9 protein-coding genes are annotated in these 12,767 nt (G+C 62.6%); 2 read left to right on the top strand and 7 right to left on the bottom strand.

Annotated features, from left to right (window positions below):
• Positions 1 to 7 precede the first annotated feature (7 nt).
• Positions 8 to 1,714: a hypothetical protein gene (locus tag AC0L2P_RS29430; protein WP_473506406.1), complete on the bottom strand. Its 1,707-nt coding sequence runs from the start codon at positions 1,712 to 1,714 to the stop codon at positions 8 to 10.
• A gap of 73 nt (positions 1,715 to 1,787) precedes the next feature.
• Positions 1,788 to 3,086, bottom strand: coding sequence for an adenylosuccinate synthase (locus AC0L2P_RS29425; RefSeq protein ID WP_473506404.1), 1,299 nt, complete (start codon positions 3,084 to 3,086; stop codon positions 1,788 to 1,790).
• Positions 3,087 to 3,406: 320 nt separating this feature from the next.
• Between AC0L2P_RS29425 and AC0L2P_RS29420 the strand changes: the two genes are divergently transcribed.
• The gene (locus tag AC0L2P_RS29420) at positions 3,407 to 4,309 is read left to right on the top strand and encodes a DMT family transporter (RefSeq protein WP_473506402.1); all 903 of its coding nucleotides are present in this window, start codon (positions 3,407 to 3,409) and stop codon (positions 4,307 to 4,309) included.
• An 84-nt stretch (positions 4,310 to 4,393) separates the two neighbouring features.
• Here AC0L2P_RS29420 and serA read toward each other — a convergent pair whose 3' ends face one another.
• The 5 genes from serA to glmM form a co-directional block, all read right to left on the bottom strand.
• Positions 4,394 to 5,992: a phosphoglycerate dehydrogenase gene (gene serA, locus AC0L2P_RS29415; protein WP_473506400.1), complete on the bottom strand. Its 1,599-nt coding sequence runs from the start codon at positions 5,990 to 5,992 to the stop codon at positions 4,394 to 4,396.
• Between the two features lie 171 nt (positions 5,993 to 6,163).
• On the bottom strand, positions 6,164 to 7,339 hold the full coding sequence (locus tag AC0L2P_RS29410) for a phosphoserine transaminase (RefSeq protein WP_473506398.1): 1,176 nt from the start codon (positions 7,337 to 7,339) through the stop codon (positions 6,164 to 6,166).
• Positions 7,340 to 7,520: 181 nt separating this feature from the next.
• Positions 7,521 to 8,294 (bottom strand): outer membrane protein, encoded by a 774-nt coding sequence (locus AC0L2P_RS29405; RefSeq protein ID WP_473506397.1) that lies wholly within the window; start codon positions 8,292 to 8,294, stop codon positions 7,521 to 7,523.
• A 229-nt stretch (positions 8,295 to 8,523) separates the two neighbouring features.
• Positions 8,524 to 9,372, bottom strand: a complete 849-nt coding sequence (locus AC0L2P_RS29400; RefSeq protein WP_473506395.1) for an outer membrane protein — start codon at positions 9,370 to 9,372, stop codon at positions 8,524 to 8,526.
• 226 nt (positions 9,373 to 9,598) lie between these two features.
• Positions 9,599 to 10,951, bottom strand: a complete 1,353-nt coding sequence (gene glmM, locus AC0L2P_RS29395; RefSeq protein WP_473506394.1) for a phosphoglucosamine mutase — start codon at positions 10,949 to 10,951, stop codon at positions 9,599 to 9,601.
• An 816-nt stretch (positions 10,952 to 11,767) separates the two neighbouring features.
• Here glmM and AC0L2P_RS29390 point away from each other — a divergent pair.
• A complete protein-coding gene (locus AC0L2P_RS29390) occupies positions 11,768 to 12,430 on the top strand; it encodes a hypothetical protein (RefSeq protein ID WP_473506448.1) in 663 nt (220 codons plus the stop codon).
• Positions 12,431 to 12,767: the final 337 nt, after the last annotated feature.

The following is a 12,767-nucleotide window of genomic DNA, read 5'->3' as shown; positions in this document are numbered from 1 at the left end:
GCCGACCTCACCCCGCCGTCTTTGTCTGCCAGGCCTTCAGCACCTCGTCGAACACCTTCTCGCCGGGAATTCCCTTTTCCATGGTGAGCAGCGCCCGCCGCCCGGTCTTGTAAACGACCGGCACGTCGATCCAGTCCTGGCCCCTGAGCAAGGTCAGATTGGCGTCTTCATCCGCCTTGGTGTCGTTGAGCGCAACCAGGAAGAAACCGTCGGCGATCTTGGCAGGGATCCCGATCAGCGGGCTGCCGGCATCCTGCTCGGAGCCCTTCATGGCGACGCGCAGGATGTTGTCGACGCCGCCGCCCTCGAAGCCCTCAGGCGTCAGGAAGATCATCTCGATGATATGGCTGGCCGGCAGCGTCTGGTCGGTATTGCGACGGATCGTCATGCGCAACTGGATATCCTTGCCAGGAATGGTCGCTTCGGCGCGGATTGCCGGCTCGGGCGGCAGGTCGCCGCCGGGCGATTCTTGCACCAGCGACCAGACGATGTTGCCAGGCTCGGCCGAGCCTTGAGCGGTGCTGGTGCGCTCCTCGTAGAAGATCGCCTTCTGGCCGACGGCCAATGCGGCTTGCGGCGGAACTGCCGTCGGTGCCGCTGCCGTCGCGGGCGGCGGGGCCGCCGCTGTCGGGGGCGCCGCAGCATTGGGCGGTGCCGCCTCACCGCTGGCGGGCGGCGTTGCGGGAGTTGGCGCAGCGGGGCCATCGACCGCTGGAGCATTGGCCGTGGCTTGCGCATTGGCAGGTGCGGCCGGTGCCGACGCGGCGGGTGCCGGGGTGGTCGGTGCTTGTGCGGCCGACGGCGGCGTGGTCAGTGCGGCGACGGATTCGCCTTCGCCGATGCCCGCCTGCCCGGCCGCGGGGCCGGGATCGACTTCGTGGCCCTCGGGCGTCAGGCGCTGCGTGAACTTCGCGCCTTCGCCGGCCTCCGTCGGCGGCGCGGCGGCCGGTACGGCCGCATCGGCCACCGGCTTGGCCGGGGCTGGTTTTACCAGCGGTTCGGTGGCGACGGCGTTGGTCTCGTCGAGGCCGAGCATGCTGCCGAACGCATCCTTGTTCAGCCATATGCCGTAGCCGCCACCGGCAATGACGAGCAAGGCCATGACGGCGGCGATCAGACCACCGTAGCTGCGCCTGCGCTCGGCGGGATGGAGCCGCTGGAACCTGTCCTCCGCGGGGCCGCCGTCGTTGGAAAAGTCATCGCCAGGAAAAAGGCCGTCTTGGCCCTCGGCCGTCGGAAGATCCATACTGGGCGGCGGCGGACCCGCGCGCTCCTGAGGAAGAGCGACGGGCTGCGGCTTTTGCCAGTTCGGCGCTGCCTTGGCGGGCGTGGGCTCCCATGCTGGCCCAGCCTTTGCCGGCTCCGTTTTTGCCGGTTCGGTCTTTGCCGGCTGCCATGCCGGCTCCGTCTTTGCCGGCTGCCGGACATGGCTGGACTGGTTCTTGTTGCGGTCGATGGAGGAGAAGATGTCCTCCAGTTCCGCCAGCGGATCGGGTGGCGGCGCAGGCTTGGCATAGTCCCGCTCGACTTTGGCGATGGCGTCTTCCAGTGCACGCATCTGCCGGTCGACATCGGAAGGCGTCATCGTGGCCTTCTCTGCGAGTTGTTTCGCGATTGACGAACGGGCCCTGTCATAGACCCTGGCGCGCACTTCCGCCGACGGCTCACCGAGTTTATCGAGCGCCTTTTTCAGAATAGGAACAAAATCTACCATACGTCAGTCGACCTGCATTTGTTTCTGGGCCGGCCCCCGCAAATCAGCCGCAATGCCCGGAAAGGCTGAGAAACTAGTCTTGAAACGGATCGGTCACAAGTATCGTGTCGTCCCGTTCAGGGCTGGTGGAAAGGAGTGCGACCGGCGCGCCGATCAGCTCTTCGATGTAGCGAACGTACTTCACCGCCTGGGCCGGCAGGTCGTTCCAGCTGCGCGCGCCTGCGGTGGTGCCTTTCCAGCCCTCCAGCGTCTCGTAAACCGGTTCGACGCGGGCCTGCGCGCCCTGGCTGGCCGGCAGGTAATCGATCGCCTCGCCGTCGAGGCGGTAGCCGGTACAGACCTTGATCTCGTCCAGCCCATCGAGCACATCGAGCTTGGTCAGCGCAATGCCCTTGATGCCGTTGACGGCGACGGCTTGGCGGACCAGCACGGCATCGAACCAGCCGCAGCGCCGCTTGCGGCCGGTGACGACGCCGAATTCATGGCCGCGCGTGCCCAGGAACTCGCCGATCTCGTTCTTCTGTTCGGTTGGAAACGGGCCTTCGCCGACGCGCGTCGTATAGGCCTTGGTGATGCCGAGCACATAGCCGATGGCGCCCGGCCCCACACCTGACCCGGCGGCGGCCTGGCCGGCAACCGTATTGGACGAGGTGACGAACGGATAGGTGCCGTGGTCGATGTCGAGCAACGTGCCTTGCGCGCCCTCGAACAGGATGCGCTCGCCGGCGCGGCGTTTGTCGTCGAGGATTTTCCAGACGCGGTCCATATAGGGCAGGATCTCGTCGGCGACCGAGATCAGCTCGCTCATGATCGCCTCATGCGTGACCTCGGCATGGCCGAGCCCGCGGCGCAGCGCATTGTGATGCGTCAGCAGCCTGTCGACCTTCAAGGGCAGCGTTTCCAAATCCGCCAAATCCATCACCCTGACCGCGCGCCGGCCCACCTTGTCTTCGTAGGCGGGACCGATGCCGCGACGGGTCGTGCCGATCTTCGTTCCGGAATTGGAAGCGGCGTCCTCGCGGAATCCGTCCAGCTCCCGATGCAAGGACAGGATAAGCGCGGTATTTTCGGCTATTTTCAGGCGATCCCGCGTGACCTCGACCCCTTGCACCTTCAATTTCGCCACCTCCGCGACGAAAGCGTGCGGATCGAAGACGACGCCATTGCCGATGATGGACAGCTTGCCTTGCCGCACCACGCCGGACGGCAGCAGCGACAGCTTGTAGACCTTGCCGTCGACGACCAGCGTATGGCCGGCATTGTGGCCGCCCTGGAAGCGCACGACAACATCGGCGCGCTCCGACAGCCAGTCTACGATCTTGCCTTTGCCCTCATCGCCCCATTGCGAGCCGACGACCACCACATTGGCCATATTTCTTTTCCCTTGAGACGCCGCACGAGCAGCTTGAACAATTCGAAACGATAGGCCTCTATCGCATCGGCCCCCAAAATCGGAATCGATTTTCGGAAAAGCACGACGCGAGGATTAAAGCCTTCCGACGCGTACTTTGTAGCGTCCAATTGCACGCACGTCGCTCTATAGCGTCAAGACCCGGCGAGCGCGACCACTCTTTGCCGCCCAAAACGCTCCGAGGCACAACAATTTTCGCCTTTGACATCATTTACTTGGGCTGGCGGTCGCAATAGGCCCACACGACCGTCAAATTCCCTCTGCCTGGCCGGAATGTCGCGATGCATCGAGCCGCCTATCTGTTCCTGCTGTTCACCACCTTGCTTTGGGGCGGCAACTCCGTGGCGGGAAAGCTGGCGGTCGGCCATATCTCGCCGATGACGCTGGTCTTCCTGCGTTGGCTGCTGGCGGTTCTGATCTTGCTGCCGATCGGCTGGCGAACGCTACGCCAGGACTGGCCGGTGGTGCGCAGGCACTGGTTGCTGCTTGGCGGGCTCGGCGCTTGCGGCTTCGCCTTCTTCAACACGATCTTCTACACGGCGCTCAACTACACCACGGCGATCAACGTCTCGATCGAGCAGGCAGCGATCCCGATCGTCATCATCATCGCCAATTTCGTACTGTTTCGCCTGCGGGTGAACCGGGTACAGATCGCTGGCGTCGTGCTGACCATCATCGGCGTCGCGGTGACGGCGAGCCATGGCGACCTGCGCCAGCTGCTCAAGCTGGATCTCAACTTCGGCGACGCGATCATGCTGGTCGCCGTGCTTTGCTACTCTTTCTATTCGGTGGGGTTGCGGCTGAAGCCGGTCATCCGCTGGCAGAGCCTGATGCTGGCGCTGTCGGTTGCCGCACTCATCACGTCGCTGCCTTTCTTCCTGTGGGAGATTGCCGCCGGCAAGGTCATCGTCCCCGATACCCGCGGCTGGGCTGTCGCGTTCTATACCGCCATCGGTGCTTCGGTCATCTCGCAGATCTTGTATATCAGGGGCAACGAGCTGATCGGCGCCAACCGGGCCGGCCTGTTCATCAATATGGTGCCGATCTTCGGTACGCTGCTGTCGGTGCTGATTGTCGGTGAGACATTCCAGCTTTATCAGGCGCTGGCTCTCGTGCTGGTGCTCGGTGGCATCAGCCTCGCCGAATACAGCGGGCGGAAGATGGCGGCATCCGCTGCTGAATGAAGTCGCTTGCCGCGACGTTTCACTGCGGATCTATCACGACCGCGGAAGCGCCCCGCGTGCTGCTGCACACGGGGCGACCGAATTTCAGGCTATCCCCACGTCGAAATGCAGCCGCTTGGCGGAATCGATCGACTTGTGCGAGCGCACCTGCGCCAGCACGTTTTCCGGGAACGGCGCATCGAGATAGAGCAGCGCGATGGCATCGCCGCCCGGCCGGTTGCGGCCGAGCTGGAAATTGGCGATGTTGACGCCGTTCTCGCCGCACACCGTGCCGAGCAGGCCGATGATGCCGGGCGCGTCGGCATTGGTCGTGTAAAGCATGTGCTGGCCGACCTCGGCGTCGAGATTGATGCCCTTGATCTGGATGAAGCGCGGCTTGCCGTCCGAAAAACAGGTGCCGGCGATCGAGCGCGTCCTGTGCTCGGTCTTGACCGTCAGTTTGATATAGCCGTCGAACACGCCCGACTTGTCGCGCTTGACCTCGGCGACGATGATGCCGCGCTCCTTCACCATGATCGGCGCCGATACCATGTTGACGTCGGCGACCTGCGGCCGAATCAGCCCTGCAAGGGTGGCGCTGATCAGCGCCCGCGTGTTCATCGTCGCCGTCGAGCCGTCGAACAGTATCTCGACCTCCTTGATCGGATCCTCGGTGACCTGTCCGACAAAGGCGCCGAGCACTTCGGCGAGCTTGACGAAAGGTTTCAGCCGCGGCGCTTCCTCGGCGGTGATCGACGGCATGTTGATGGCGTTGGAAACGGCGCCCTTGATCAGATAGTCCGACATCTGCTCGGCGACCTGCAGCGCGACGTTCTCCTGCGCCTCCATCGTCGAGGCCCCCAGATGCGGCGTCGCCACTACATTCTCCATGCCGAAAAGCGCGTTGTTCTCCGCCGGTTCGACCTCGAACACGTCGATGCCGGCGCCGGCGACCTTGCCGCTCTTCAGCGCCGCGATCAGGTCGGCCTCGACGATCAGCCCGCCACGGGCGCAGTTGATGATACGCACGCCGGTCTTCATCTTGGCGATCGCCGCGGCGTCGATGATGTTGCGCGTCTTGTCCGTCAGCGGCGTGTGCAAGGTGATGAAATCGGCGCGGCCGAACAGCTCGTCCAACTCGACCTTCTCGACACCGAGCTCCTCGGCGCGGCTGTCCGACAGGAACGGGTCGAAGGCGACTACGTGCATCTTCAGGCCGACGCCACGCGTGGCGACGATCGAGCCGATATTGCCGCAGCCGATGATGCCGAGCGTCTTGCCGGTGATCTCGACGCCCATGAAGCGGTTCTTTTCCCATTTGCCGGCATGAGTCGAGGCGTTGGCCTCCGGTATCTGGCGGGCCAGCGCGAAGATCATGGCGATTGCATGCTCGGCGGTGGTGATCGAATTGCCGAAGGGCGTATTCATCACGATGATGCCCTTGCGGCTCGCCGCCGGGATATCGACATTGTCGACGCCGATGCCGGCGCGGCCCACGACCTTCAGCCTGGTCGCGGCGTTGATCAGCTTTTCCGTGACCTTTGTCGCCGAGCGGATGGCCAGCCCATCATACTGGTCGATCACTTCGAGCAGTTTTTCCTTGTCCTTGCCGAGATCCGGCAAATAGTCGACCTCGATGCCGCGATCCCTGAAGATCTGCACGGCGGTGGTGGAAAGTTTGTCTGAGACGAGAACGCGGGGCATTGGCGTGATCCTTTGCGATTGGCGTCCCTCCCCCTTGAGGGAGGGTCGGCGCGAAGCGCCGGGTGGGTCGGTACGGCCGGACGCGGCCTAATCTTCTTAAGAGGGTGTCGAGTCAGGTGGAGAGGACCCCCACCCGGCCCTTCGGGCCACCCCCCCCTCGAGGGGGAGGGATCAGGCCGCCGCCTTGAGCGACGCCTTTTGCGCGGCAAAGGCCCAGTCGAGCCAGGGCAGCAGCGCTTCGAGATCGGAGGTCTCGACTGTCCCGCCGCACCAGATGCGCAGGCCGGGCGGTGCATCGCGGTAGGCGCCGATGTCATAGGCGACGCCTTCCTTGTCGAGCGCCGAGACGATTGCCTTGGCGAACGCAGCCTGTCCGTCGGCGTCGAGTGCAGCGACTTGCCGGTCGGTGAAGGAAAGGCAGACCGAGGTATTCGAGCGCGTCGCCGGGTCCACCGCAAGATGGCCGAGCCAGGAAGATTTCCGGACAAAGCGATCGAGGACTGCGGCATTGGCATCCGCTCTGGCGACCAGCGCGTCGAGGCCGCCGATCGACTTCGCCCAACGCAGCGCGTCGAGATAGTCCTCGACGCACAGCATCGACGGCGTGTTGATGGTCTCCCCCTTGAAGATGCCTTCGATCAGCTTGCCGCCCGAAGTGAGGCGGAAGATCTTCGGCAGTGGCCAGGCCGGCTTGTAGCTTTCCAGCCGTTCGACGGCGCGCGGGCTGAGGATCAACATGCCGTGCGCGCCCTCACCCCCGAGCACCTTCTGCCAGGAAAAGGTGACGACGTCGAGTTTCTGAAAATCGAGCTTTTGCGCAAAGGCGGCCGAAGTGGCGTCGCAAATGGTCAGGCCCATGCGGGTGGCCGGGATGAAATCGCCGTTCGGCACGCGCACGCCCGACGTCGTGCCGTTCCAGGTGAAGACCACGTCGCGGTCGAAGTCTATTTTGGTCAGGTCGGGCAGTGCGCCGTAGTCGGCCTCCAACCTGCGCACGTCGGCGAGCCTCAGCTGCTTGACCACATCGGTGACCCAGCCGGAGCCGAAGCTCTCCCAGGCGACCATGTCGACGCCGCGTTCGCCGAGCAGCGACCACAGCGCCATTTCGACCGCGCCGGTATCCGAGGCCGGCACGATGCCGATGCGATAGTCTGCCGGAACCTGGAGGACTTCCCGCGTCAGCTCGATCGCTTGTTCGAGCTTGGTCTTGCCGATCTTGGCACGGTGCGAGCGCCCGAGCGCGGCATTTTTGAGCGCCTCGACCGACCAGCCGGGACGTTTTGCACAGGGACCTGAGGAAAAATTGGGATTTGCCGGACGGAATCCGGGCTTCGTCTGCGTCGTCATCGTGGTCTATCCTTCCAGATAGTGGCCCCTCGTTGGGGAGGGGTGGCCCACGGACGGCGATATGCGTTCAGCCTTTCGGCGTCAAGGAGAAAGTTTTTGTCGCTGTCGGGATATTGCCGGCGGCGAAACGCAAACGGCGTGCACACGACCCGCCATTGTTAACGTCTCGGCTCGATCGAGCTTACCAGAGATCGTAGCGTAGTCCGACTTTGACTTGATGATTGTCGATTCCTTTGCGGATCGGAAAAGAAGTCAGGCTCTCGGCAGTCACATATTCGGCGTCTGGCGCGGAAAAATACTGATAGCCCAGATCGACTGAGACGTTCTTGGACACCTGGTAGGCAAAGCCGGCATTCAGCGTGTAGGCGAAGGAGTATTGGGTCTTGTTGTCACGCAGGACGAAATCGTCGGTGGGGTCGGCATTGTCGGTGAAGTAGCTCGCCGAGAGGCGACGCTTGCTCTGGACGACACCGATACCAGCGCCGAGATACGGCGTGATTCCGACATAGGTGCCAAGATCGACATAGCCATTGAGTATGCCCGAGAAAGCATAGTTCTTCAGGGATGCTGATGCCACTGTCGCCGTTGCCGGTAGCACCACGATCCCTGTATCGTCGTAGCCGATGTCGATCTTGTTGCCGGGCAGATAGCCGACATTGAGATCGGCGCGCAGATAGTCGTTGAAATGGTAGCCGAAGCCGATGCTGGCGAAGATGGGATCTTCCCTTTCGTCGAAGCTCGCCGGCGTGAAGGCGAAATCCTCATCTTTGAAGCTCTTCTGCACCAGATAGGAGACATCGCCGCGCAGATACCATCCCGAGCCGACCTCGACCGGCACATAATCCGGCGCCTGGTCGACATAGACCGGCGGCTCGTAATCGGCGCCAAGCGCCGGCGTCAGCGGAATCACGACGAGTGCTGCAAGCGCCAGTGCTACAGGCGATTTGGATGTCATGGCCTCGGCTCCCCAACTTGGCGCATTCGCGATCGCGCGCCGTTTCAGAGAGCATTGTTAACCATAGTGGTTAAGTGCGGGTTAAGGATAACAAGGCGTTAGCAATTGATTTGATCCGTTTCGCTCCTCGAGCTGGACGGTGCTACAGAGCAACGCAGCATCTTAGGCAGCCAAACGAAACCGCCCGGCATCAGCCGGGCGGTCGACAAATTCCTCGATTTCGAAGCGACTACTTCGTGTAGACAGGCTCGGGTTCCGGAACATAGGGCTCCGGCGGGGCGCAGTCCGACCTGCCGAACTGGTAGCGCAGGCCGCCGCGCACCTCGTGCACGTTGATGCCGCGGTCATAGCCTGGGCCGACATTGCTATCTGAAGCGTAGTCGAACATCTTGCCGCCATTGATGTGGCTGAAGCGGTAGCCGACATCAAGCTTGACCCGGTCGGTCAGGCAGTAGGAGGCGCCCGCCATGGCAGCATAGGCAAAACGCCAGCCTTTGCCGCCACGATGCTCGAACTCGCCGTCATTGTCGCTGTTGTGCAGCGTGTCCCACTTCATCCAGGCGCCGCCGATGCCCGCGCCGAGATAGGGCGTGATGCCGTGCCAGGTGCCGATATCGACATAGGCGTTCGCCAGAAGCAGCAGCGCCGTATAGGACGAGGTATCGGTCGACACGCAGGGCGTATTGGGAGCCGGGTTGTTGCAGAAGCCGCTGGTCGAGCCACGGAACTTGGACTTGCTCATCCAGTCCGCAGTCAGGTCGGTACGAAAATACTGGTTGACCTGGTAGCCGACGCCGACACCGGCTGAAAACGCGCTCTTCAATTTGCCGCTGTCGAAACTGCCGGGAAACTGGGGCGGTACTGCATTATATGTGGTGTAGTCGCCACCGCGAAACTTCGACCAGTGATAGTCGATGTCGCCGCGGATGTACCAGCCGCCATACTCGGCCGGCGGCTCATAGGCGATCGGCGGCGGCGCCTCCTCGACCACTGGCGGCTCGACGAAATCGGCGGCGAATGCCGGTCCGGCGCCGGCAAATAGCGCGGCCAGGAGAGCCATTCTTGCTGCGTTGAACATGCTTATCACCCCTGAGAACCCTCGAACGGCGAACGCGCCCGAAAAATGTGATTGACCTCAGTTATGGATAATCAATCGGAAAGGTTAAAAGGCGTTTAACCGTATCGATTAACCACGAATCTCTAAGCTTTGAGGAATTTTGGCGACGTTGCTGTAGACGCGCTGACCGCGAGCCAACAAAAAGCCCGCTGGCGAGGCGGGCTTCTTACCGAATGTCGCAGGGAGATCAGGCGGCGCTGCGCGTTTCCGAAATGACCTCGACGATGTCGTTGACCACGGACTCGACAAGCTGCGGGTCGTCGCCCTCCGCCATGACGCGGATGAGCGGCTCCGTGCCGGATGGCCGGATGACTAGGCGCCCGGCCTTGCCGAGGCGATTGCGCGCATCTTCGATCGCCGCCTTGACCGGCGCCTCCTCCAGCGGCTTGCCGCCGGCAATATGCACATTCTTCAAAAGCTGCGGCACAGGCTCGAATTTCTTGGACAGTTCGCTGACAGGCCGGTTCTGCCGCTTGATGCAGGCGAGCACCTGGAGCGCCGAGACGAGGCCGTCGCCGGTGGTCGAGAAATCGGACAGCACGATGTGGCCCGACTGTTCGCCGCCGACATTGAGCCCATGGGCACGCATGTGCTCGACGACATAGCGGTCGCCGACCTTGGTGCGATGCAACTGCAGGTTCATGTCGCCGAGGAAGCGTTCGAGGCCGAGATTGGACATCACCGTCGAGACGACGCCGCCACCGGCCAGCCGTCCGCTCTGGTGCCAGGACTCGGCGATCAGCGCCATGATCTGGTCGCCATCGACGATCGCGCCGTTCTCGTCGACGATGACGACGCGGTCGGCATCGCCGTCGAGCGCAATGCCGATATCGGCGCGCACTTCGTGCACCTTCTTTTGCAGGCCGGCCGGATGGGTCGAGCCGCATTCCTTGTTGATGTTGAAGCCGTTGGGCTCGACATTGATGGCAACGACCTCGGCGCCGAGTTCCCACAGCGCGTCGGGCGCCACCTTGTAGGCGGCGCCATTGGCGCAATCGACGACGATGCGCAGGCCCGACAGCGACATCGAGCGCGGCAGCGTACGCTTGGCGAATTCGATATAACGGTCATGCACGCCGTCGACGCGTTTGGCGCGGCCGAGCCCATCGGAATCGGCAAGCGCCAGTTCGATATCCTTGTCGAGCATCCCCTCGATACGCTCCTCGATCTCATCGGACAGCTTGTAGCCATCGGGACCGAACAGCTTGATACCGTTGTCGTAATAGGGATTGTGCGAGGCAGAGATCATCACGCCTATATCGGCGCGCAGCGAGCGCACCAGCATGGCAACAGCGGGCGTCGGAATCGGGCCGAGCAGGAAGACATCCATGCCGGCGGCGCACAGGCCGGATACCATGGCGTTCTCGATCATGTAGCCGGAAAGCCTGGTATCCTTGCCAAGCACGACGCGGTGACGGTGGCTGCCGCGCTGGAACGAGAGGCCGGCGGCCATGCCGACCCGCATGGCGACCTCCGCCGTCATTGGATACTTGTTGGCGCGCCCACGAATGCCGTCCGTACCGAAATAATGTCCTGCCATGTCCGCCAGCTTCCCGATGGTTCTTTCCGAGCATCTCATGCCATAAAATGGCCCGAGCCCCGTCATCACATTGTATGATTATGCGCGGCCAATCCTTAGAAAATTGTTGTTTTGTGTGTTTTGCGTCACGCTAGCGTGTCGATTTCCGAGCCGTTGTTGCGGCAGCAGCATCCGGAAACGTCAACTCAAACCTTATTGCGCATCGTGCTGCTCCAGACAGAGATGGGCTCAGGCCCGCCGCACCCGCCGATTTGACTGCCTGTCATGCGACGCAGTGTCCTCGCTGGGAACCAGCCATGTGCGCCGTGCAATGCACCTGTAAGAACTTGGCTGGGAGACAGTCCCGGCAACGAATTCATCACCTTAAAGAAAAAGAATGCACTTCTAAATTGTCTCTGCGCTACTTAGCATCTGGCGCAACCAGCCGTTGAGCGCTATTGCTGCACTGGGACATATCATGAACCCGCCATAGGGAGAAAACGCATGCTCATCCACCGACTTGCCACTTTGACGGCTCTTGCCGTCGCGACTTTGTTCCTGGCGGCGCCTGCCAATGCGCTGACCATGGCCGAGTGCAGCACCAAGTATAACGCGGCCAAGGATGCGGGAACGCTTGGCGGGCAGAACTGGAACCAGTTCCGCAAGGCCCAATGCGGCACCGATGCCACCGCCGCTACGACCGACACCGCCCCAGCCACGGCCAAGGCCACCGACACCACCAAGCCAGCCGCGGGCGACGATGCGGCTCCGGGCCTGACGGCGAAGGAGTGCAGCACCAAATACCAGGCGGCAAAGGCCGCCGGTACGCTGAACGGCATGAAGTGGAACGATTTCCGCAAGACCCAATGCGCCGACGGCGCCACTGCAGCAGCACAACCCTCCGCCACGACCAAAGCAGCGGCAGCCACCAGCGATGACGCAGCACCTGGGCTGACGGCCAAGGAATGCAGCACCAAATACCAGGCCGCCAAGGCTGCCGGCACGCTCAACGGCATGAAGTGGAACGATTTCCGCAAGAGTGAATGCGCCGCCGGCGCAACTGCAGCGGCACAGCCTGCCGCCGCACCTGCCAAGACGACGACGGCTGCGGCGACCGATACCGGCAAAGGCCTCGGCATGGCCGATTGCAGCGCTAAATATCAGGCTGCCAAGGCCGGCAACACGCTGAAGGGCATGAAGTGGAACGACTTCCGCAAGAGCCAGTGCGGCGCCGGCGCAGCCGACGACGACACCTTGCCGGCTCCCGATGCCAAGTACACCGGCGATCCTAAGCCGCCGACCATCACCGCCCCCCAAGGCGTGAAATTCCCGACGGCGATCTCCCCGAAATACGCCACCGAGACTCCGGCCAAGGGCCGCATGCATACCTGCCTCGAACTGTATTACGCCAACAAGGACGCCAACACGCTGGGCGGCCTCAGGTGGATCCAGAAAGGCGGCGGCTTCTACAGCCTCTGCAACGCCAAGCTGAAGAGCTGACCGGCGCCATCATCCGACGATAGGAGCCCGCGAGCCGCAAGGTTCGCGGGCTTTTTTGTTGGCCGACTCCAAGGCGGCCCTGCGTTGCAAGGTGGCATCATCGACGACACTGCTAATCTCCCCCCTCGTGGGGGAGATGCCCGGCAGGGCCGAGGGGGGCGCGAAAGGTCGCAAACGTTTGATTTGTTTTCTCTGATTAATGCATGTCGCGCAAAACTGTGCAGCGGTTTTGCGATAACGACATGCATAAAAGCAAGAATCTAAAGTATCCGTTTTGATCAAGGGGTTTTAGGGGCCCATTTTCGCTGCGCCTTGAGGAGAGCGTTTGCGAGGATGA

The sequence above is a fragment of the Mesorhizobium sp. WSM4836 genome (assembly GCF_055811815.1).
The sequence above is the reverse complement of the archived record's forward strand: the minus strand, read 5'-3'. Positions and strand labels throughout refer to the sequence as shown.